Here is a 23570-nt window from a genome sequence, read left to right on the forward strand (position 1 = left end):
GGGTCGTGCAGGGCCGGCGGCTCAGGAGTGCAGGTCCAGGCGCCGCCGCGGGGCCGGAGCCACCTCGACGAGTTCGGGAGAGGTGGCCGACCGCCCAGCCGCCCACCTCCCGTAGCGAGCGGCGAGCGGCCCGGCACTGAACCCGTGCACGAGGATCGATGCCAGCACCGTGACGGCCGCGATGTCGAGCAGATGGTCCGAGAGCGCCGAGGCCCCCAGTGACTCCAGGGCGATGAGGGCGAAGATGACCGTCGCGAGCCCGCGCGGACCGAACCAGCCGACGAACGCGATGGTCGGGATCGACCATCCGCGGCCCACCATGGCGATCGCGACCGGGACCATCCGGACCACGGTCAGCGCGCCCACCGCGATGAGCACGGTGCCGATCGTGGCCCTGGACAGTGCGGGACCGACCATCGCGGCACCGAACGCGAGCCAGACCACGTACGAGGCCAGCAGGCCAGACGTCTCCGTGTATTCCAGGTCCGCGCCGGCCTCCTCGGATCCCAACGCCGCGGCCATCACCATCCCACCGACGAAGGCGGCGACGAAGCCGTTCGCAACCACCGCCGTCGCCCCCAGATAGCTCAGCAACGCCAGCGCGAGGGCTGCCACCTGCTCGGACAGCGGCGACGTCCAACCGCGGCGCCGGCACGAGCGCAGGACCACGCCTCCCCCACCGCCGACCACCACGCCGACCAGGACACCGATCGTCAGCGACCACAGCGCGCGTACCTCCCAGCTCTCGTCCCCGAGCAGGCCGGCCTGAGCGGCGACCACCGCGATCAGGACCGTGACCACCGGCGTCGCCAGGCCGTCGTTGAGCCCGCTCTCCACGTTCAGCAGGCGGCGTACCCGGGCCGGCACCCGGACATCGCTGACGACGGCGGCACCCAGTGCCGCATCGGTGGGCGCCAGCAGCGCCGCGATCAGGGCCGCGACGGCCCAGCCCGACGAGGGGAACACCGCGAACGCCAGCAGCGTCCCGGCGACGACGGTGAGCGGAAGTCCGATGAACAGCAGGCGGCCCACCGGTCGCGGATCACCGCCGACCTCCCGCAGTCGTAGCCGAGCCGCATCCGAGAAGAGCAGCAGCGCCAGGGTGATCTCGGCGACGGAGAGCAACCACGGCGCGTCCGGGTCCACGGGCACGATCGCGGTGCCGGACTCGCCGAGCACCACACCGATCGCCACGAACACCATCGCCGCCGTGATGCCCACTCGCTCGAGCCGCCGCGCCGTGATCGCGTAGGCCAGCACCGACGCCACGATCAGGAGCGGGACCGCGATGCCCGCGACCTCGTCACTCGAGCCCATCACTCCTCCGTGCGCGCCCGGTGTTGGTCCGGGATCCTCGCACCGTAGGCCCACCGTCACGAGAGTGCGTCACCCAGTCCGTGTGAGGGCGGCCGCACCCGGATCCAGATCATGCAGCCTGGGTGAAGCCCAGCCGCCACCGACGGCGTTGGATGACATTGTCACGCCGCCCGCGCCAGACGTGATGGGTTGCCACGCCCGACCGTCGGCGCGCGGAAGGTCAGGGTTGACGAGATGAAGACCGAGAGCCCACGGCTGCTGAGCGAGGACCTGATCCACGTTCTCGATCTGGTGAAGGATGCCGACAGCATCGAGTTGAAGCTGACGGTGCCGGGCTCGTCGTACCGACAGTCGGCGGCTGCCCTCGGTGTGGATCCGCTCGAGGCACAGATCCGCCAGGTCTTCTTCTTCGACACCCCCGATCTCAGGCTGAACCAGGCGGGGGTGGTCGCGCGGGCGCGGCGGGTCCAGGGACGCGGCGACGACTCCGTGATCAAGCTCCGTCCGGTGGTGCCCTCGGAACTGCCCGACGACGTGCGCACGTCCGAGAACCTCGGCGTCGAGGTGGACGTGATGCCTGGCGGCTATGTGTGCTCCGCCTCGATGAAGCACGTGCTCACGGCGCCCCGGGTGCGGCAGGCCGTGGTGGGCGAACTGCCGCTACACAAGTTGTTCTCCAAGGAGCAACGGGCCTTCCTCGCCGCGCACGCCCCGGATGGTCTGGCGATCGACGACCTGTCCGTCCTCGGCCCGATCTTCGTGCTCAAGCTCAAGGTGCGTCCGGACGCGTTCTCGCGCCGTCTGGTGGTCGAGGTCTGGCTGTATCCGGACGGCTCGCGCGTCTTCGAGCTCTCGACGAAGTGCCTGCCGGGCGAAGGAGTGATGGTAGGGCTCGAGGCCCGGCAGTTCCTGGAGAGCAAGGGCATTCCCCTCAGCGGCGCCCAGCAGACCAAGACCAAGACGGCGCTGGAGTTCTTCTCTGCCGAACTGCTCGGCACCGGCCCCGAATGAACCGCGTTCGGCCGGGCTGCTGAACGGCCGCAAGCACGCGGTACGGGTCTCGTGCGCGCAGGCATGGGTCCGGCGGTGCCACCGCGCGGCCGTCGTTCAGCTGAGCCGCGCGGGCTCAGTCAGGTAGCCGCCGCATCTCCACCACGGAGATGCCGAGGTCGTCAAAACGCTCCAGCAACTCACGGACGCGGGCGTCGTCGTCGACCGGGCCGTACATCGACGTGCCTCCTGCCGCCGACTTCGTCACGGTCAGCTCCGGGAAGGCGGCCTCGACCGTCTCGGAGACGCTGCCCGCGACCATGAACTCGTATCTCACGTGCCACCTCCATCAGTGCCCGATTCCCCATGAGCCCGTCGACTTCCCACGGTGCCGCGCCGACGCGACCGTTCCCTCACCCCTCGGGGGTGAAAGAGCCCGAGCGCGGTCGAGAACGCTGGCGACCCCATCCCGCACACCGATTTGATGTGTCGTGGGAAACGCAATGTCGCACGGAGGGGAACGCTGTGACCACGATCAACACGACATCGACGACCACCACTGCGCACACGGCTCCGACTCGGGTCGAACGGACCCGGTTGCTCGCGCGCATCGCGGCCGACCTGGCGGGCGCATCGAACATCGTCGCGCTGATCGCACCCGCCGGGTCGGGCAAGACGACGGTGCTCGACCAGTTGCTCGATGCCCGACGGGCGCAGGGCGACAACGTGCTCAGCCTGCCCGCACCCCACACGTGCGGAGCCGGCGGCCTCTGGCCGAACCTCCTCGCCGCGATCCAAGCGGCATCGCTCCCTACCGGGATGTCGAGCGAACTGGCGAGCGTGCTCGGAGACGCGTTGCACGGGTCGGGCAGTCCCGGTCCGACCCAGCTGGACCTGCCCACGCCGGTATGGGTGTGCGTCGACGACGCTCACGAGTGGTCCGGGGCCGGGGCCCGCCGTCACCTCGCCGGCCTCCTGTCGCTCGCCCAGCCGTTGCTGCGCTTCGCCATCGGCGCCCGGCACACCCCCCACGGGCTCCTCTCGACCTCGCTGCTGAACGGTTCTGCCCACGAGTACCGGTCCGCCGACCTCGCATTCGACCGCGACGAGGCGCGCATGCTCATGGTGGCCGATGGCATCGGCCTCGGCGAGGGCGATCTCGGCACGTTGCTGGCCCGTACCGACGGCTGGGTCGCAGGCCTGCGGCTCGCCGCGCTGGCCATGGGCAGCCGGCGCGATCGATCGACCTTCGTACGGAACTTCGCGGGCACGGATCGGACCGTGGCCGACTACCTGGTCACCGAGGTGCTCTCCAGCCTCCCGCAGGACCGCATCGAACTCCTGCTCGACGTGTCAGTGGCCGAACGGATCAACCTCGATCTCGCCCGGGTCCTGACCGGACGCTGCGATGCCGGCGGTCTGCTCGAGGAACTGGTGGTGAGCAACGCCCTGGTCCGCACGGTGCGCGACGAGCCGGACTGGTACGAACTCCATCCCCTGCTGCGCAGTTATCTCCGTGCCGAGTCCCAACGCCGTGACGAGAGCCGGCACCGCCGTCACCAGGTGGCGACGATCGACTGGTTCGAGACGGCGGGCGATATCCGGGGCGCCATCCGTCACGCCATCACCGCCGCCGACTGGTCGCGAGCGGAGTCGCTGACCGCGGAGTCGTGCGTGCGCATCGCCGTCACCGACGGACCTGAGGCCATGCGGGAGATCCTCCGGTCCCTGCCCGCCTGGCTGCAGACCCGTCCTGCCGTCGCCGGAGCCGCGGCTCTGACGGCCGTGCTCGACGATAATCTCGCGGCAGCGGAACTGGATCTCGCCGTCCTGGACACGACCACGGACGAACCCACCCGGCGAGCGGCCTACCGAGCCATCGCCCTGCTCGCCTCGGCACGGAACCGGCCGCTCGGGCCGGACGAGGTGACCGGCGCGCTCGCGGCCCTGGAGACGGAAGCCGGTCGGGACCCGGACCTGGTCCTGCTGGGCCGATCTCTGGCCAGCATGGCGCTGGCGATGCTCGGCGACCTGGACGCCGCAGCGACGACGGCGAGTTCCATCGCCCGGATCAGTCGCGCCCGTGGGCTGGACTTCCTGCTGTTCCGAACGCTCGGTGCGAAATGCGCGGTCGCCACGTTCCGCTCCGACCTGGGCAGCGTCCGGGCCCACGCGTCCGAAGCGATCGAGCTCGCGGACCGCCGGGGTTGGTACCGCTCCCCTCGACTGGCGCAGTTGCACGGTGAACTCGCCCTCGCCGAATGGCAGCGCGGCGACGACGTGAGCGCTGCGCACCACGCTCGCATGGCGGTCGAGATGGCCGACCCGGACGCGGACCCGCTCAGCGCCGCGGCGGCCGCGTGCATCTACGACCTGACCGTCGGTGCGGCGGAGGCCGGCCTGGACCTGGGCACCATCGCTGACATCCAAGCGTTCAACGCCCTCTGGACGTCGCTCCCGCCGGCCGCCGTAGCGGCGTTCGCATGCTTCGAGTTGATGGTGACACTGCGTTGCCATGAGGTGGATCTGGCCGGCTCGGTCGTCCGCCGCGCCGCGGACGTCATCCCCCAAGCTCCGGATGTCGAGGTGTTCAAGGCGATGCGGCACGTCTACTCCGGGCACGGGGCCGCCGCTCGTGAGGATCTCGATCGGGTTGGGAACCGGACGTTCCTGACATCCCGGACGGCGGTGGTCGCCTCGGCGATCACGGCACACCTCGCTGACGAGGCGGGCCGGCCGGCGCACAGCCACGAGGCGCTCCTCGACGCGCTCCGGGTCGCCGAACAGGGCCACCTGATGCGGTGCCTGCTGGACGCCGCCCCGTCGGTCCGGAACCTCCTCCTGCGCGGTCGCGGACGGTTCGGGCGGCACGAGGGCTTCGTCGCCGAGATCCTGAACTTCGCGAGCACCCGGCCCTACCCCGAGGGTGGCACCGGGCTGGCCCTCACGGGCAAGGAACTAGCCGTGCTGCGTGACCTGCCCTCGATGCTGTCCCTGCGGGAGATCGCCGACGCGCACGTGGTGAGCATCAACACCGTGAAGACGCACGTACGGGCCGTGTACCGGAAGTTCGGCGTCGCGACCAGGCGAGAGGCCGTCGACGCCGCCCGGCAGTCCGGCCTGCTCTGAACCGGGACCGCGGGCTGCTCGCGGAGGCACGGACCTCGCCCGGTGATGTCCGGGTGGACCAGGGTCAGGCCCCGGTGCGGGCCGCGTCCGTCAGACCGTGCTCCGGCGACGCCGCGCAATCACCAGGAACACGCCCGCACCGATCAGCAGGAGCGCTGCACCGGCCAGCCAGCCGGCGTCCGAACCGGTCGCCGGGATCTGCGGGTCCGCAGGGCCGGGCGCCGGCGGCGGTACCGGGTCGAACGCGTTCGTCACTGTCACCTGGGCCTGGCCCGGCGCCGTCGTGCCGGTCAACGGGACCACCACGGTGGTGCCGGTCGTGGTGACCGGCTCGGTGCCGTCGATCTCTACGACGATCGACGTGTCGTCCGCCTCGCCGGTCACGGTCTCAGTGAGTTCACAGTCCGCACCGACCGGCAGATCCGCGTAGGTGGCGACCACGTCATCGGGGGCTTGCAGAACCCGCGCCGGACCGCCGGGGATCTCAAGGTCCGTCGCGACGCCGTCGACCATCCACGTGCAGGTCAGCGTCACTTCGAACCGGCCGTCCGAACCGCTCGCGGCCCAGTCGCCGTCGATCTCCTTGACGACTTCGAGCGAGGTGAGGTCGAAGACGTTCGTGACGGTTACGGTCGCGACCGCGGGCTCCTCGTCGCCCTCCGCCGGTGCCGGGACCGTGACCGCGCCGCCCTCGGGTGCGATCACCGTGCTCGTCGCCCCCGCGGTCCCGGTCTCGGTGACGGCGCACTCGGCGCCGACCGGGAGTTCCTCGTAGAGCACTGGCGTGCCCGGCATGATCTCCCGCTCCGCGCCGCCCGGGATCTCGACGGACTCGCCGTCGAAGCTGCACTCGAGCGTGACCCCGAACGGACCCGCGCCGTAGAGATCGGCACCGTCCCCCTCGGTGAGCTTGTCGACCTGGATCGAACCCAGCTGGAATGTGTTCGTCGCGACGATGCCGACGGCGGTGGGTTCGCCACCGGGGTCGACCGGCGGCACGATGACCTCGGCGCTCGTGCCGCCCGTCTGCACCGGCTCCTCGCCGGCCACGGTGACGGTCATCGAGGTACCGGTCGCGTCGCCGTCGTCGGTCTCGGTGACCGTGCACTCGGCACCCACCGGCAGGCCGTCGACGCCCACCGGCGCGCCCGGGGTGATCTCCCGTTCCGCGCCGCCCGGGATCGCAACGGGCTCATCCTCGTAGGTGCACTCGAGCGTGACCGTGAATGGCCCGTCGCCGTAGAGGTCGGCGCCGTCGCCGTCGACGACCTTGTCCAGCACGATCGAGCCCACGTCGAAGGTGTTCGTGGCCGTGACGGTGACGGTGTCCGCGGACCCGATCGTCACCGAACTCGGCTCGACCACGCTGGAGGTCGCTCCGCCGTCGTCGGTCTCGGTCACCGCGCACACGGCTCCGGTGGGCAGGTTCGCGATCTGCGCCTCCAGCGGGCCGGCCGCGCCGAGCACCACCGTGGCGTCGTAGACGACTCGGGGCTCGCCCGAGCCGTCGCCGTCATCGTCGAAGGTGCACTGCACCGCGAGCACGAACGGTCCGGTCCCGTAGGCCTGCGCACCGTCGCCGGCGACGACCTTGACGAGGTCGAGCTGGCCGACGTCGTAGATGTTGGTCAGAACCACGTCGTTGCCCGTCGTGCCGTCGTCGGCGTCGGTCACGAGCGTGATCTCGGTCGACGGACCGTCCGTCGGGACCGGCTCGGCGTCACCCTGCGTGACGAGGATGGTGACCGCGGATGCGTTGCCGGTCCCGGTCTCCGTCACCGTGCACTCGCTGCCGACGGGGAACCCGTCCAGATGGACGGTCTCGTCGTCCTCGATCGGGAGGACCATCGGGTCGTCCGGACCATAGCCCTCGGCGTAGACCGGGTCGCCGAGGAACGTGCACTCGACGGTGACCTCGAACGGCCCGAACGGCACCGGCTCGCCGTCCGCGTCCACGGCGTCGGTGACGACATCCTTCGAGACGTCGATTCCGGCGACCTCGTACCTGTTGACCGCCACGATGGTGGTCGGGTCGTCCGGATCCTCACTGTCGATCGTCACGGTGCCGACGATGAGCTCGGTCTGCCCGTTCGTACCGTCCTCGGTGATGGTGCACTCGGCCCCGTACGGGAGATTCGGCACGGTCACCGGAACGCCCGCGGTCACCGTGATGGGGATCGGGTCGAGCACTGTCTCGACGGGGGTGCCGATCGCGGAGGTGCACTGGACGAACAGCAGCAGCGTCTCCGGCGCGTCCCCTGCGGCGGGCCCGATCACGAATTTGAGCACCGAGAGCGGGCCGGAGGCCGTCGCGACGCCGACCTTCGTGCCCTCGGTGGGCAGCAGCGGGAGTTCCGTGCCGTCCGCGGTCACCACGACGGCGGCGGCGGCGGTGGAGTTCCAGGCGATCGAACGGCCACCGGCCTCTTGGACTTCGGGCGGCGTGGTCGTCTCGAAGTCCAGAGCGATGAACTCGCCGGGGACGAAGAGGGCCCCTTCTGGGAAGTCGATGACTATCTGTACGGCAGTGATCGCATCCAGAGTGGCCTGGTCGACGTCCTCACCCAGCTCGGCCCAGCCGGTGGTCGGGTCCACCGGGCAGGGCCGGTTGATCGGGTCGGTCAGGTCGTCCATGCAGTAGTCGTCGACGGTCGTGTAGTAGAGGCTCAACGCCGCCCCGGCCGGCCCGACGGCGAGCGTCGGCACCGATGCCGAGGAGAGCAGCGTCTCCCACTGCGAACCGCGAGGCGAGTCCGCGAACGAGCCGGTGTCGCCCGGGGTGGGAAGCCGGTCGTAGAGGACCACCCTGTTCATCGGCAGGTTGCCGACGTTGTCCACCTCGATCCGCCACGTCTCGTCGTGACCGGGGATGATCACCGGCGTGCACGGGTAGGCATAGAACCCGTCGGCGTCCGGGATGCACTCCACGTCCTGGTCCGGTGCGGCGGGGTCGATCATGACGTCGAGCTCGTCGTCGGCGGTGGCGCGCACATACTTGGACTGAGCGAGCACGGCGGCCGGCACCGTGGTCACGTCGGAGTCGGCCTCGCAGACGCCGGTGGCCGGGTTGAGCCGGCTCACGCAGGCATCCCACGGCCGGTCGCCCGTGACGCCGGCCGTGTTCTCGACCAGGGCGCCGGCCTCGAGCCCGAGCCGGAACTGGACCTGGACGGTGATCGTGTACGTCTGCCCCACCTCGAACGCCGTCCCGTCGGGGAACGAGAACGTGAGCGACTCGAGATCACCGACCTGATCGACCGTCACGTCGGCCGGATCGGTCGGCAGCGGGTCGCCGCTGGCCGGGTCCGGCGGGTCGCCGGCGAGCGCGTACGAGAAGGGCTCCTCGACGTCGGCCAGCACCAGCTGCCCCCCGCCGGCGTCCGTCGGCATCGGGTCCGTGACCACCAGATCGAAGATCGGCCGGCTACCGGTGTTCGTGACCGTGATGTTCATCGGGAAGACGGCGGCAGGCGGCTGAGTGCCGCCGGTGATCGTGCCGTCGAAGTCCTTGACGATCTCGACGGCGTTGGTCGCGTGCGCGTAGACGATCTGTGCGGCCGCATCGGCGTTGGCCGAGACCGGCACGAGGTCACCCGTGTCGGGGTCGACGACCAGGTCCGCCCCGGTGACGACGCCGTCCACGGTGTTGCTCGTCACCCCGGGGGCGGTCTCCCCGGGTGCGGGCTCGTTGCCCTCGAGGTCGGTGAGCACCGGACCACCGGTGCGCATGTCCTCGCGGCGCTCCACCGAGATCGGCACCGACTGGACCGGCGTGGCTGGGTTCTCCCAGATCGAACCGTCGGTACGACTGAAGGTGAAGCGCAGGCCCTGGACATCCTCGGGGGCGACGCCGTCGGGCAGGGCGAAGGTCGCGGACGGCTCACCGTCGCCGCCGACCCACTGGCCCCCGCCGACGACCACGCCGTCGGGACCCTCGGTGAAGGTACCCCCGGTGTAGGCCTCCACCAGGACCTGCTCGATGGGCGCAGTCAGCGTGGCGCCGTCGAAGGCAACGAAGTCGTAGGAGTTCCAGAACTGCGGATCGCTGTCCTCGAGCACCATCTCCACGGCTCGCGAGGGCCCGACGGGCTGACCGGTCAGGGTCATCGTCACCGGGCCGGTGCCCGGCTCGACGATCTGCGCCGGGTCGAACGACTTCCCGACCACGACATCGATCCCGGCGACCTGCAGCGGCATCGCCGCGTCGTCGTACGCAAGCCGCACGTCCTCGGGGGTACCGCCCGGGTCGTCGATCGTCGCGACCGCGCCGTTCGGCACCGGGTTCTCATCGACGACGATCGTGCCGGCGTCGCCATAGATCGGGACCTCGGTGTAGCGGTCCGCGGCCCGCAGCTGCAGCGTCAGATCCATGCTCCCCGTTGCGGCCGGCATGACGAGCCCGTCGTAGGAGGCCTCGACGCCGACCACGTCCACCAGGTCCGCCGCGGTGAGCGCCTCGGCTCCGGCCTCGTCGAACTGCGCCGTCGAGCCGTCGACGGCGGTGAGCGTGACGGTCGTGGACGTCGCCCCGGCGGGCGGCGTCAGATCGAGCCCGGTGAGGGTGAACACGTCGAACGGGGACGTGCCCTCGCCGGTCTGGACGTCACCGGAGTCCGGCGCGCCGGGCTCCACCAGGCGCAGCTGGTCGACCTTCGCCGCGGACGCGTTCGTGCCGGTGATCGTGACGACGGTCGAGGGGTAGGCCTCGACGGGGGTATCCGGCGGTGGCACCGAGATCGGGCCACCGGTCCAGTCCTTGGCGACGGTCACGTTCAGCGGCTGGTCCAGGATCAGCACGTCGTCGCCGTCGGTGTCGGTGTAGTCGTTGCCCTCGAAGGTGCCGGTGGCACGGGCCGTGTCGTTGACAAGACCCGGGTCGGCGGTGTTGTAGATCGTGCCGTTCGTGGATCCGAGTACCGGCTCCGTCGGGGCGCCGCGCCGGTAGTCCCGCACCTCGAAGGTGAGGTTCAGGTGCCGCCCGTCGGCCTGGGTGGAGCGCGCCACGCCGTCACCCGGCTGCGGTGCGAGCGGGTCGTCGGTGCCACGGTTCTCGGACTCGGTGTAGGTGACCCGCACCGAGGTGGCATCCTCCTGCTCCTCGGGCTCGAGGTCGAAGCCGGGCATCGAGCCGTCACACGGGCACGGATCGTTGATCGCCGGGACCCAGGCGCCGTCGATGAACAGCTCGACTCCCACGACCCGGTCGTACTGCATGAGCGGGTCGACCGACGCATCGATCCCCTCGACACGGACGAGGTCGAACGCGTCGTAGAAGGAGTCCTCGATCGCGGTGGTCTCCGGGTCGGCGATGTCGGACAGCACCATCGGGTCGACGCCGGAGAAGCCGCTGGTGGACCAGGTCAGCTGCGCGGTCACCCGGTCGTCCGAACGGGCGAGCACGGACACCGGCGCGTCACCGAGGAACGTCTTGTCGATCGAGTCGATGTCGCCCTCACCGTCAACGGGGAACGGGTCGACGGTCGCGCACCCTTGCGCGGGCTCGGTCGGATCGACCGTCCCGGAGGAGGCGCTTGAGGCGCCGCAGTTCGTGAGCGGGTCGTCCTGCGTCGTCGGGCCGGTGAACTCGGCGACGAAGTTCGGTTGGAACTGGGTGCCGGGCGGGAACCCGTCGCCGGTCGAGTCGAAGACGAACTGCACGCCCTGGGCGTCAGGGGGCAGGTCACAACTGACGGTGGCCGCCCCGGTGAACGGACCACACTCCGGCGTCGGCGCCGGGACCCACGCGGTCCCGTTCCAGTAGTTGATGGTCAGGATCGCGCCAGCCGGCACGTCCGTGCTGCGCACGGAGGTAGGGAGGAAGTGGTCCCAGAAGTCGGTCGGGTTCGCCGGGTCCGTCGGGTCGGAGATCACGACCTGGTCGGCGTTCGTGGTCGACCCGTCCGGTCCGAACGGCAGCAGTTGCGTCGGCAGCTGGACGATGACGCTCTGGCCTGGGACAGCCGGGATGGTCGACGGCGAGATCACCTTGGTCGTGTCGGTCGCCAGGCGGTCGACCAGGGTGACGAGGTCGGCCGATGCGGTGGTGCCTGCGTTCGGGACGTCGGCCGCGATGGTGTTGGGGTGGGTGACGTCGTCGGGTGTCTGGTCGGGGTCGGTGTCGGCGGTGAACGGGATCGTGGCGGAGGCACCGTTGACGAGGTCTCCGGTGAACTCGACCGAGAAGCCCTCGACGACGCAGTCGGGCGGCGGGTTCGGCAGGGTGTTGACGGTGGTGGTCTCCTGGCTGGGCGTGGTCCCGTCCGCGCAGGTGAACGTGACGGTCGCCGCCGTCGCACCGGTCGGCCACGTGACCCCGGTCCCGTCACCGGCGGGGCCGAAGCCGGTGAACGTGAGCGGGTCGTCCCCCTCGAACGGACTCGCAGTCCCCGGGTCCGGCTCGGTGATGGTCATCGACGTCACCGCGGTGCCCGTGTTGGTCGCGCCGAGGGTCACCGTCGTCGGGTCGCCGGCGCTCACCGTGGCCGGGTCGAAGCTCTTGCTCGCCTCGACCGAGTTGTTCGGTGGCGTGATGACGTAGGTGTCGGAGGCGGTCGTCGGTGTCGACTCGCCGTCACCGTGGATGACATAGGAGGAGGTGTCGTTCGTGACCGTCGTCGCCTCGGTGAGTTCGGTCACGGCATCGTTCTGCTGCACCCCGACCGGGATCGTGGCCGTCGCGCCGGGCTGGATGTCACCGCTGAAGGTGTACCGCACGCCCTGCACGTCCGCCGGGTCGACCGTGTCGTCGATGGGTAGCCACTGGGTCCCGTCCCAGTACTCCTGCGTGACCGTGTCCGCGTTCGGCGGCATGGCGATGTCACCGGTGCCCGTGTACTCGAGGTAGGTGAACGGGTTGGGCGTGGCCGTCGGGTCGACCGGGTCCTGGATGACGAGGGTGTCCACCGGGTCGTTCGAGGTGTTCGTGGCACCCAGGTTCATCGTCGCGGCCGTGCCAGGCTCGGCGAGGGCGCCCTCGGGCTCGATGGACTTCGTCGTCTCGGAGTCGAGGACGAGCGGCACCACCGGCACGATGTCGTCGGAGGCCGACTGCTCGGTCGCGTTGTCCGAGACCACCGTCGCGGTGTTCGTGATCGGCACGCCGTCCGCGCTGAACGGCAGGTCCGGGTCGACCTGCGCGGTCACGAGGATCTGCACCTGGCCACCGTTCGTGACGCTGTCAGCCGTGTAGGTCACCGTGTCCGTATCGGTGTCCGCGACCAGCTCACCGTTGGTCGCGCCCGCCTGGCTCTGGATCGAGGCACTGACGAGCTCCAGTCCGTCGGGCAGCGGGTCGGTCAGCGTGGTCGGGGTACACGGCTCGGCGTTCGGGTCGGAGCAGGACACCGTGACGAACCACAGCACCTCGTCACCGGGCTCGTACGGCCCAGTGCTCGTCTCGACCTTCTGGATGCCCCAGGTCGCCGCGAAGGCCGGCAGCGCCGGCACGAGCGAGAACGGCAGCACCAGAAGGGCTGTGACCAGCCCGGCCCAGGTGAGCCGACGCCGGCGCAGGTCCGTCCCCGGTCGTGATTGCAGTGTCCGGTCGGTCATGGCTCGACCCTCTCCCCCACGGTGTGGACGACGATGACCCGCGGCTCCCAAGGAACCAGACTGTCCACCTGGTCAACAAGCGGTGCGATGTCGGGCAACTCGCCGGGACTGCGCACCTCGACGACGAGGTCCTGGCCGAGCCAGGACACGTCCTCGACGACGGCGTCGTCGACCCCCTCCACCCACTCCTGCGCGGCCGCCCCGGCCTGGCGCAGCCACAGGTCGGCGAGCAGTGCCTGCACAGAGTTCGCCACCATCGGGACCGCGACGACCAGGACCGCAACGAGAGCGACCAGTGTCGTCGAGCGACGCCGTCGGGCTCCGGCCGTGCCCCGCACGGCACGCGCCCGCGCGCCGTACCCGACGGCGGAGAAGACCACCGTGGCCGCGACGACGAGCGCGACGGCGTTCGATCCGAAGAGGAGCAGCGCGCCGGCGGCCAGAGCGGGCTGGCCGACGCCGAGGCAGACGCCGACCACGCCGAGCGGTGGGACGAGCGAGATCGCGATCGCGATGCCCGGCAGGATGTCTCCGAGGTCGCGCCGGGTGAGCGCGATGGCCCCCGCGAACCCGGTGGCGAACGCGGCGACGAGGTCACCGACGCCGGGCGCCGTCCGCCCGGTGACCTGCGAGTTGCCGGCAACCCCGGTCGTTGCGGGCAGGACCAGCGTCACCAGCAGGCCGAGCGCGACCACGACGACAATGCCACCCAGGACGTAGCCGACCGACCGCAGGATCGCCGAGCGATCCCCCACGACGATGCCGAGCCCGATCCCGAGGATCGGTGTGGACAGCGGTGCGATGATCATCGCGCCGATCACCGTCGCGGTGGAGTCCGTCACCACGCCGCACACCGCGATCACACCGGCCAGGACCAGCATCACCCAGAATGCGGAGCGCTTCGCACGGGTGTCTCCGCCGTCGAGGTCGAGCCTGTCGGCGACGGTCGCCGGGTCGCGGCGTTGCGAGTGCGGCACCAGCGCGTCGACGAGGCGGCGCGGGCGGCGCTCACCCGTGTCGACGACCGGTGCCTTCATCGTCTGCCCCTTCCGGACTCGGTCCACGCGCGGGCGCACGGATTCTGTCGGTGAGATTTTCAACGTAGGAGCCACGTTCTGGGCCGACATCACCCGCCCTGGGTGAGCGCTCGGCGAGGTCAGTCGCGGGCCAGCGCCGCCATGGCCTCGGTCTCGAGGTCGAGATAGCTCTCGTCGCTGACGTCGATCGCAACGCCGAGGATCTTGCCGCCCGTGAAGGCGAACGGAGCCTGGTACGAGCGGCTGACGGAGTCGGCACTGTCGAAGCCGACGCAGAGCCCGTCGCCGCAGAGCGTGAACTTTCCGACCTGGGCCCGCATCGGTCCCTCCGCGACGACCTGATCGTCGACGTAGAGCCTCGTGCTGCCGACCGACTCCTTGTTCGGTCCAGCTCCTTCGCGGACGAACTCCATCCCGAGCGCGTGTGGTCCGGGAGTGAGCACGTCCGAGACGAAGGTCTGCTCCGGTGGGATCCCGAGGAAGTTGTAGACGTAGTGCAACTTCCGGTCCGTGATGAACAGGGCGTGCCCACCGAAGCGGGAACCGTGCGCGAACATGATGCCCTCGGCGTCCGCACTGATGTCGACGTCCGCGATGATCTTGTAGGACCGACCGCGCACGTTCACGGCCACGCCCTCCGGGACCGCGCTGGTGCCCGCGTAGTAGACGAACCTGGTCCGCGGCGGTTCGGAGGTGGGGCGGTCGAGAGTAAGTTGATCCATCGCGGTGCGGTCGTCCAGCGGGAGCGCGTTGTTCGCCTCTGCCTCGGCGAACCAGGACGCGACGAGCTCCTCGACCTTCGCCGGATACTCGTGGGCCAGGTTCGTCGACTCCGACCGGTCCTCGTCGACGTGGTAGAGCTCCCACTCGTCGTCCTCGAAGTGTCCCTTGCCGGTGATCGGCGCATGGGTGGCCGCGACCTTCCAGCCGTCCTCCCACAGCCCGCGGGTTCCGATCATGGAGTAGAACTGGCGCTTCTTCCGGGTCGGAGCGTCCGCGTCGTCGAAGCTGTAGCGCATCGACACACCGGCCAGCGGAGCCTGTGCCACACCCCGATACACGTCCGGCATCTCCAGCCCGGCCAGGTCGAGGATCGTCGGCACGATGTCGGTGACGTGGTGGTACTGATGCCGGATCTCGCCACGCGCCTTGATGCCCTTCGGCCAGTGGATCACCAGCGGGTCGCAGGTACCGCCGGAGTACTGGCTGTACCGCTTGAACATCTGGAACGGTGTACTGAATGCGGCCGCCCAACCCGTCGGGTAGTGGTTGTAGGTCTCCGGGCCACCGAGGTTCTCCAGCTGGGTCAGGTTCTCGGCGAGATCGTCGGGATAGTTGTTGAAGAACTTGTTCTCGTTCACCGATCCGTCCGGTGAACCCTCGCCGGACGCGCCGTTGTCGGCACAGTAGAAGACGATCGTGTTGTCGAGTTGACCGGTCTCCTCCAGGTAGTCGATGACACGGCCCACCTGGGCGTCGGTGTACTCGCTGAAGCCGGCGAACACCTCCGCCATCCGGGCGAACAGCCGTTTCTCGTCAGCGCGGAGCGAGTCCCACGGCTTGACGTAGTCGGCTGGGTTGGCCTGGTCGGCGCCGATCGGGTTGAACGGGGTCAGCTCGGTGCCCGCCGGCAGGACGCCCTTCTCCACCATCCGCGCCAGCACCCACTCGCGGTAGGCGTCGTAGCCGTCGTCGAAAGCGCCCTTGTACTTGTCGATGTACTCCTGGGGAGCATGGTGCGGCGCGTGGTTGGCCCCGGGGCAGAACCACATGTACCAGGGCTTGGACGGGTTCGACGCCTGCTGGTCCCGGACCATCTTGATCGCCCGGTCGGCGAGGTCCTTGGAGAGGTGGTACCCCTCCTCCGGAGTGTAGGGCTGCTCGATGTAGTGGTTGTCCTCGCACAGGTCCGGGTACCACTGGTTGGTCTCGCCGCCGAGAAAGCCGTAGAAGCGGTCGAAGCCGAGCTGGAGCGGCCACTGCCGGCGGCTGCCACCGGCGGCGTTGTCCTGCTCGGGCACGTTGTGGTCCTTGCCCAGCCAGAAGGTGCTGTAGCCATTGTCCTGCAGGATGTGCCCGATGGTCGCACAGTCCTCCGGGATGCGGCCCGAGTTTCCGGGGAATCCGTTGGTGGATTCCATCAGCGAGGCGATCCCGTTCCTGGTGTGGTTGCGCCCGGTCAGGAAGCAGGAACGGGTCGGCGAGCACAGCGCCGTCGTGTGCCACTGGGTGTAGATCAGGCCGTTCTCGGCGAGCCGCTCCAGTGTCGGCATGGCGATGCGGCCACCGTAGGGCGTCCACGACGCCATCCCGGTGTCGTCGTAGAGCACGACCAGTACGTTCGGGGCACCGTCCGGCGCCTTGGGCAACTCGTACGGGGACCAGTCGGGTACCGAATCCCTGACGTCGAGGTTGATGACCCCGTTGAACTCCTTGGCTGCCATGTCCGATGGCCTTCCCTCTCCGAGACGAGCGCGTCGCCGAACCATGGGCCGCCCGGATGGCATTGCACGCATCGATCGGACCGATCGGAACCGACCGGACGGCGTCTGTCCTGCCCATCGTCTGCCTCGACCTGGGTGCGATCGTCACCCCATCTGGATGAGCCGGTGACCAGGGCCCCAATGACACGCTCGGCTCGCGACCGCAGGATCGGCGCGAGATTCGGCCGTGACGCTAGGCTCCCAGCATGCAGGCTGGGAGCATTGGCGCGCGCCCACTGCGGCGCTCGCGCGACGCACGGCGGGCAATGCCACCTGGCCACGCGGCGCAGGGGGTGGCCGGTGCCAGGGCGTACGTCTCCCGGACCCGGGTCCGGGTCCCCCGGGTGTCTGACGCCTTCGTCCCGCGGGAACGCCTGGCAGCCACGGACCTCGGCAGGCGCGCGGTTTCCCTCGTCAGCGCCCCCGCCGGGTCGGGGAAGACCATGCTCGTGGTCGATTGGGCGCACCGGGCATCGGATCGCGGCGAGGCGGTCGCCTGGCTCGCCCTCGACGAGAGCGACGACCGGCCCTACGAGTTCTGGTCGGCGCTCATCGACGCTCTGATCGAGGCCGCGCCCACCGACGCAGCCGAAGAGCTCGATCAGCTCAGCCCGCCTCGGGGACGCGTGGAGCCACGCTTCATCACTGCGCTGACCGAGGTGCTCGATTCGAGTCAGCCGGTCCGATGGCTGGTCCTCGACGATGTGCACCGGCTGCGCTCGCCGGACGTGCTGGTCGGGCTGGACGCGCTGCTCGCGGACCTCCCGCCTGGCCTGGGTGTCGTCCTGATCAGCCGCTACGAGCCGGACCTGAACCTCCACCGGCTCCGGTTGTCCGGTGCGATCCACGACGTGCGTGCGGAGGACCTCGCCTTCACCGAGTCCGAGGCGTCCGACCTGTTCGAACGGGTGGGCAGCACACTCTCGCCGCTGGACGTCGCGCGCGTGGTCGCCCGCACCGAGGGCTGGGCGGCCGGGCTCCGGCTGGCGGCGGTCTCACTCGCCGGGGCGTCGGATCCGAGCCTGCTCCTCGCGCAGTTCGAGGGCGATCGACGCGAGGTTGCCGACTACCTGTTCACGGAGGTCGTGCAACACCTGCCCGACGACACTCTCAGCTTCCTCCTCGCCACGTGCGCGCCCGAGCAGCTGTCGGTCGAACTGGCCGCCGAACTCTCCGGTCGCGCCGACGCCGGCAGGATCCTCGACCGCCTCTGCCGGCTGAACGCTCTGGTGGTCCAGTCGGGCGACTCGTCCTGGTACCGGTACCACAGCCTCATGCGTGACTACCTGTCGGCCGCCTTGGCCCGGGGCGACGTTGACGCGCCGCAGCGTCAACATGCGGCAGCCGCCCGGTGGTTCGATCACCACGACGAACCGGTCGTCGCGTTCGAGCACGCGCTGCGTGCCCGTGACCCGGACCTCCTCGCCGGTCTGATCCGCAGCCGTGGGGTGCGTTTGATCCTCTCCGGACACGCACCCACGGTCAGGGACACGATCGCGCATTCCGCGCCGGCCGTCCGCCACGACCCCGGTGTCGTCACGATCGCCGCGCTGGCCGCCCTCGAGCTGTCCGACGCCGCGGCCGCCGACGAGCAACTGGCCGCCCTAGCCGGACTCGGCCCGCCGCACGACGCACAGCAGGCGGCGCTACGAGCGGCCGCCGTCGTCAATCGTGCGCTGCTCGGCGGCGACGTGCCTCGTGCGCTGCGTGCCACGGGCATCCTCGAGCGCCCACTCTCCGGCGACGCCGATATCGACCTCACCGTCCTGGTGCAGCGTGGCCCCGCACGGATGCGCACCGGCGACTACGCGGGCGCCACCGCCGACCTCGAACGGGCCCTGGAACTGGCTCGCGCCGGTGGCCACGACCAGGTCGTCCTCACCACGCTGTCGCAGTTGGCCGGGATCACCGGGGCCGCGTGCGACTTCCCCGCGACGCAGTCGTGGACCGGCAAGGCGATCGAGTATGCCGTCCCTCGCGGCTGGGCCGATTCCCCCAGACTCGCCTACGCCTACCTGCTCGCAGGGTGGACGGCGTTCCAGGTCGGGGACGAGCGCGCCGGCGAGTACGCCGACAAAGCGATCCGGGCGCTCGAGGAGCATGGCAATGTGGAGGTGGAGGTCGGCGTCCGGAGCATGCATGCACTGGCCACGTTCGAGGCCACGACCGGCACCGACCGACACCGGGCGGTCGCGACGTTCCGGGAGATCTGGGAGAGCCCGCATGCGGAGCAGGTCTCCCCCGGACTGATCGGCTACGCCACGCCCCAGGAGATACGGCTCGCGCTCGCAGTGGGCGAACACGACTGGGCGGACGACGCCGTGGAGCGGGTCAACAGGCTCCTGCCGAACAGCCTCGAGGCGCTCGCCATGAGAGCGCAGCTCTGGCATGCACGTGGCCGGTCGACCGAGGCCCGCCGTCTGCTCACCGTGGCGCTCCGCGACGATCACGTGGTGCATCAGGAGGCGACCAGGGTCTCGGTCAACGTGCTGGCCGCGGTGGTGGAGGAGGGGCAGGGGAACGACGCCCTCGCGTTCGAGGCCCTGGAGCGCGCCGTCGCCCTCGCCGCGCCGCGGAACTTCAGACGTCCGTTCATCGACCTCTGGGGAGACATGGAGCCCTTGCTGCGCAAGCACCAGGGGCGATTCGCCCACGATGACACCTTCGTCTCCGCCCTGCTCGACACCGCGCGGCTACGCGGCGTCGGAGAGGACGGTGCCGCTACGAGCAACACCCTCAGCCCTCGAGAACTCGAACTGCTGCGCGATCTCCCTTCGCCACTGTCGATCAGGGACATCGCTGCGGCCCGCGGGGTCAGCATCAACACCACCAAGACGCACCTCAGCTCCGTGTACCGCAAGCTCGGCGTCTCGGGTCGGTTCGCCGCGATCCGGGCGGGGCGTGACCGCGGACTGTTGTGACCGCGTCGTCTTGGGCCACGGTCCGGCCGTGGCCACCCAGGACCCACATCGGCTGCGTCGTCAGCCGGTGTAGGTCCAGTGCCACGGCTCCGCGGCCACCGTCTCGGTGAAGCCGAAGTCGCCGGCATTCGCGCGCATCCAGCCCAGCTCCTCGAAATCGAGGGTCAGGTCCACGCTGATGCCCCAGCCGTGCTCGCTCAGCCCTGGCTCCGCGGCCGTGCCGCCCTCGTCGAGGGTGCCGAGTTGTTCGGCCAGCGCGACCTGCTCGTCGTAGGTGCGGTACGCGGAGTTGATCTCGAACACGACCCCTGCGGCGAGCGCGGCGGCACGAACCTGTTCGAACGCGGCAGCCGCTTCGGCCACGAGCAGGTAGGTGCCCTGGCCGCTGTCGATCGGGACGAGCGTGGCCGGGTCCAGCCGGCCGTTGTCGGAATCCGCGGCCGACGCCGCAGGCTCGCCCTGCGACTGTGACTGCGCGTCCTCCTGCTGAGCCGGTTCGCCGTCCGCAGGCCACTGCTCCTGCGCGGCGCCGTCCGCCTGGCCGTTCGGTGCCGGCGTGGAGCCCTTCGCCAGCAACGTGTACGCGCCGGCCAGCACCATGGCGAGCACCACGAGGCCGCCCAGTACCGCCAGGACGCGGCGATGAGTGCGCCGGCCTGCGCGGGACGCCGTCCGCCCCGCCGTAGTTCCGCGGCCGGTTCGTGCTGCCACGACCGGTCGGTGCCCTCGGCCGGCGGGCGGGCGCCGCGGCTGCGTGCCACGCCCGGGTGCAGGTGCGCGTGAGGACGCCGCAGGCCGGGTCGGCGACTGCGCCCTGACCGTACTCGCGCGCCGGGCCGTGACCTGTTCGCCCGGGCGGCGCGTGGCACGGGTGGACCCACCCGTGTCGGCACGTGGCAACGGCACCACGTGCGCCGAGCCGGAGCGCGATCGAGCCCTCGGGCGTACCGGACGGGGCCCGGTCTGCGGGCCTGCGCCGTCCACCATGGCCACAGGATAGGCAGCGGCCGACCGGGCCGGCATCAGACCAGGGGTTGATCGCGGCGGAGCCGGGTCCCGACGTCGGCTGTCACGCCCACCCGAGGGAATGATTCACGCCACACCCTTCTTGTCAGATATATGCGCCTACCTCCGGCATCGGCCGCGATCTCCACCGACGAGGCGGCCGCCATCGACGAACTGCTGGGCCGGATGCGGTGGTCCGCGGGCGGGATCGAACGGCTGCAGCTGATGCCCGGGCACGCCCGCCGGGTACGCGGCGCGGGCGTCCGGTTCGTGTACGTGGTCTCCGGCACCGCCGTGCTGCCCGGGCTGCCCGTCGAGGCCGCTGCCGGGTCCGCGATCGCGACCACCGGGGATGTCCGGGTGCAGCCGGGTGACTTCGTGCTCCTGCCCCGTGGCGGCGCGTACGAGGTGCGCACCGAGCCGGCCGCGGCCGGGGCGAGCCTGGTCACCGGCACGCTCGCGCTGGCCGCGGCACCGTTCGAACGCATCACCGACCTGATGCCGGCGGTGCTGTTCAGCTGCGGGTTCCGGCTGGCCGAACCGGCCTACGGCGGCCTGCTGGGCATGATCGACGCCGAGCTCGCCCGCGCCCGCCCCGGTGGCCCGGCCGTGCTCGACCGGCTGATCGACCTGGTGGTCTCCGCGGCGCTGCGAGCCTGGTTGGAACGTGGCTGTGCGAGTGCGCGGACCTGGCTCACCCAGCTGCGCGATCCCCAGCTGCGCCGCGCCCTCGAGGCCATCCACGCCGAGCCGGGCTCACCCTGGACGGTGACCGCCCTGGCCCGGGTCGCGAACGCGTCCCGCTCACAGTTCTCGGAACGCTTCCGGATCAGTGTCGGTGAGTCCCCGGCCCGGTACGTCACAGGCGTCCGGATGCGCCGGGCCGAGGAATTGCTGCTGGCCGGCCGGCCCGTCAGCGAGATCGCGTTCGGGCTCGGTTACGACTCGGACGAGGGCTTCAGTCGGGCGTTCCGCCGGCACAGCGGCAGCGCCCCCAGCGACTGGCGCCGCTCCCATCGGCGCGCCGCGACCGACGCGGTCCTCACCTCGGCCTGACCGCTCGAGGCGCCCGCCGCCGTCGGGCGTTCGTGCTCAGCTGGTGCGCACCCGGGAGAAGATGAGCGTGCCGAGGGCCGCCGCGATGGCCGCGGCCAGGAACACCGCGCCCACGTCGAGGGTGTCGAACAGCAGACCACCGAACGCGGCGCCGAGTGCGATCGAGGTCTGGAACGTGGTGACGGTGAGCGCTCCCCCGCTCTCCAGCCGGTCCGGCGCCACGTGGCCCAACCAGGTCTGCACCATGGTGGGGACGGCACCGAAGCCGGTCCCCCAGGCCGCGATCGCGACGATCGTGACCGGCAGGCTGGTGCCCGCCACGGCGAGCGCCACGGTGCCCGCGGCCACCATGATCGGCACGACCACGAGCAGTGGTCGCAGGTGCCGGTCGGCGAGCAGCCCGGCGACCAGGTTGCCGACGAAGCTCGCTACCCCGTAACTCGCGAGCAGCACCGCGAGCAGGCCGGTGGTGATCCCGTCCACCTCGTCAAGCATCGGACGCACGTAGGTGAACGCCGCGAAGTGCCCGGTCACCAGCAGCGCGAGCGCGGCGAACCCGACGGCGATGATCGGCGTGGACAGTGTGGCCAGCAGCGGCCGGAGCCCGGAACGCTCGCCCGCCTCCATCCGCGGGAGCGCGGTGAGCTGCAGGATCAGCGTCAGCGCACCGGCGAGGGCTGCGCCGAGGAACACAGCCTGCCAGCCGAGCTGCGCGCCGAGGTAGGCGCCGATCGGCACGGCCGCGACCGTGGCGAGCGAGACGCCGGTGTTCACGATCATCATCGCCCGGCCCAGCCGCTGCGGCGGCACCAGCTGCGAGACCACGGCCAGCGACAGCGCCCAGAAGCCGGAGAGGGAGATGCCCAGGAGGGCTCGACCGAGGAGCATCAGGGCCAGGTTCGGCACCAGCGCGACGAGCACGTTCGAGGCGATCGACAGGCCGGTCAGGGCGATCATCACCCAGCGCCGGTCGATCGGCGGCAGGAGTGCCACGATCGCCGGCCCGGCCAGGATCCCGGCCACCGCGGTGGCGGTCACCAGCTGCCCGGCGACACCCTCGCTGACGCCGAGGCCGGCGGCGATCGGGGTGAGCAGGCTGGCCGGGAGGAACTCGCTCGCGACGAGCGTGAAGATGCCGAGGCCGAGGGTGACCACGGCCCACCAGGAGGCGGGACGGGTGCTGCTCGGTGTGGTGGCCGCGGCGGTGCCGAGCGAGGTACCGGTGGACATGGGTCTCCTTCTGTCTGGGAGACCCAGCCTCGCCGGTGGCCGCGGCGCGCACCCGACCGTTCCTCGCCGGCAGCCGACCGTTCGTCCGTGGTTGTGCGCAGGCGGCGGCTCGGCAGTGCACGGTTCGGCCACCGGGCCGTGCCGCACCGTGCCGGGCTTCAGAGTCGGCGAACCTGAACGCCCACGGCGTCATAGGTGCTCGAGGCACGTCGATCGAGGCTCACCAGCCGTAGTCCGTGTTCGGCCGCCGTCGCCGCCACCACACCGTCGTACACCGCACCACCCTTGACTCCGCGGGACGCGAGCTCCGCGACCAAGGACTGATGCCGTTCGGGTGCGAGGCCCACGATCGGGAACGGCAACGCCCCGAGGAGCTCACTCGCGCTGCGCGCGCTGAGACGGTGCGGCGCCGGCAGTCTGGTCAACACGCTGTAGGCCTCGACGATCACGTGAGCCGGCACGGCGACGATCTCCGACAGCGCGGCTCGCGCCGGTGTGTGGAACTCATGCCACCGCAGCACCGCCGGCACGAGGACACTGGTATCGCACGTCTCGCCGCCCACTGCCTACCGCCGGGCTTCTTCGAGTGTCGCCCGGACGGTCTCGACTGTGAGCGCAGGCAGGTCATCGGCGGGGACAGCGATCGGAAGCCCATCGACGCGCTCCACCTCGACGTCGGTGGCGATCACCTCGATCTCGAGGCGACCATCCGCGTAGATGATCTCGATCGCGCGCCCCGGCGCAAGATCCATCGCATCCCGCAGTGCCTTCGGGACGACAATCCTGCCGGCTGAATCAATGGTCGTTCTCATGCCATAAATCTACCATTTTCCCGCCATCATGCCACCGCC

General features: G+C 70.5%; 13 protein-coding genes. 4 read left to right on the forward strand and 9 right to left on the reverse strand.

The window, feature by feature from the left end:
• Window positions 1-21 precede the first annotated feature (21 nt).
• Window positions 22-1317 carry a cation:proton antiporter gene (locus KCQ71_RS06900; RefSeq protein ID WP_223404226.1) on the reverse strand — a complete coding sequence of 432 codons (1296 nt, stop codon included), beginning with the start codon at window positions 1315-1317 and terminating at the stop codon, window positions 22-24.
• A 234-nt stretch (window positions 1318-1551) separates the two neighbouring features.
• Here KCQ71_RS06900 and KCQ71_RS06905 point away from each other — a divergent pair, with 234 nt between their 5' ends.
• Complete coding sequence (locus tag KCQ71_RS06905; RefSeq protein ID WP_223404228.1) at window positions 1552-2328, forward strand: CYTH domain-containing protein; 777 nt, start codon at window positions 1552-1554, stop codon at window positions 2326-2328.
• Between the two features lie 115 nt (window positions 2329-2443).
• Here the strand turns inward: KCQ71_RS06905 and KCQ71_RS06910 are convergent, their stop codons facing one another.
• The gene (locus KCQ71_RS06910; RefSeq protein WP_223404230.1) at window positions 2444-2644 is read right to left on the reverse strand and encodes a DUF8691 family protein; all 201 of its coding nucleotides are present in this window, start codon (window positions 2642-2644) and stop codon (window positions 2444-2446) included.
• 188 nt (window positions 2645-2832) lie between these two features.
• On the opposite strand from KCQ71_RS06910, the gene KCQ71_RS27550 reads away from it, so the two are divergent.
• Window positions 2833-5436: a winged helix-turn-helix domain-containing protein gene (locus KCQ71_RS27550; RefSeq protein WP_223404232.1), complete on the forward strand. Its 2604-nt coding sequence runs from the start codon at window positions 2833-2835 to the stop codon at window positions 5434-5436.
• A gap of 90 nt (window positions 5437-5526) precedes the next feature.
• Here the strand turns inward: KCQ71_RS27550 and KCQ71_RS06920 are convergent, their stop codons facing one another.
• The 3 genes from KCQ71_RS06920 to KCQ71_RS06930 form a co-directional block, all read right to left on the reverse strand.
• Entirely contained in the window at window positions 5527-12987 is a 7461-nt protein-coding gene (locus KCQ71_RS06920; protein WP_223404234.1) for a DUF5979 domain-containing protein, read from the reverse strand.
• Entirely contained in the window at window positions 12984-14024 is a 1041-nt protein-coding gene (locus KCQ71_RS06925; protein ID WP_223404236.1) for a TIGR00341 family protein, read from the reverse strand. Before KCQ71_RS06925 ends, KCQ71_RS06920 begins: the two co-directional genes overlap by 4 nt.
• Window positions 14025-14143: 119 nt before the next feature.
• Complete coding sequence (locus KCQ71_RS06930; protein WP_223404238.1) at window positions 14144-16468, reverse strand: arylsulfatase; 2325 nt, start codon at window positions 16466-16468, stop codon at window positions 14144-14146.
• A gap of 383 nt (window positions 16469-16851) precedes the next feature.
• Here KCQ71_RS06930 and KCQ71_RS27555 point away from each other — a divergent pair, with 383 nt between their 5' ends.
• Entirely contained in the window at window positions 16852-19428 is a 2577-nt protein-coding gene (locus tag KCQ71_RS27555; protein ID WP_223404240.1) for a winged helix-turn-helix domain-containing protein, read from the forward strand.
• Window positions 19429-19488: 60 nt separating this feature from the next.
• Here KCQ71_RS27555 and KCQ71_RS06940 read toward each other — a convergent pair whose 3' ends face one another.
• Entirely contained in the window at window positions 19489-20139 is a 651-nt protein-coding gene (locus tag KCQ71_RS06940) for a M15 family metallopeptidase (protein ID WP_223404242.1), read from the reverse strand.
• Between the two features lie 408 nt (window positions 20140-20547).
• Here KCQ71_RS06940 and KCQ71_RS06945 point away from each other — a divergent pair, with 408 nt between their 5' ends.
• Window positions 20548-21489, forward strand: a complete 942-nt coding sequence (locus tag KCQ71_RS06945) for a helix-turn-helix domain-containing protein (RefSeq protein WP_223404244.1) — start codon at window positions 20548-20550, stop codon at window positions 21487-21489.
• A 36-nt stretch (window positions 21490-21525) separates the two neighbouring features.
• Here the strand turns inward: KCQ71_RS06945 and KCQ71_RS06950 are convergent, their stop codons facing one another.
• The 3 genes from KCQ71_RS06950 to KCQ71_RS06960 form a co-directional block, all read right to left on the reverse strand.
• Window positions 21526-22719, reverse strand: coding sequence for an MFS transporter (locus KCQ71_RS06950; RefSeq protein WP_223404246.1), 1194 nt, complete (start codon window positions 22717-22719; stop codon window positions 21526-21528).
• 158 nt (window positions 22720-22877) lie between these two features.
• On the reverse strand, window positions 22878-23282 hold the full coding sequence (locus tag KCQ71_RS06955) for a type II toxin-antitoxin system VapC family toxin (protein ID WP_223404248.1): 405 nt from the start codon (window positions 23280-23282) through the stop codon (window positions 22878-22880).
• A gap of 3 nt (window positions 23283-23285) precedes the next feature.
• Window positions 23286-23531 (reverse strand): AbrB/MazE/SpoVT family DNA-binding domain-containing protein, encoded by a 246-nt coding sequence (locus tag KCQ71_RS06960; RefSeq protein WP_223404250.1) that lies wholly within the window; start codon window positions 23529-23531, stop codon window positions 23286-23288.
• Window positions 23532-23570: the final 39 nt, after the last annotated feature.

It is taken from the genome of Occultella gossypii, assembly GCF_019947135.1.
Lineage (GTDB): Bacteria > Actinomycetota > Actinomycetes > Actinomycetales > Beutenbergiaceae > Occultella > Occultella gossypii.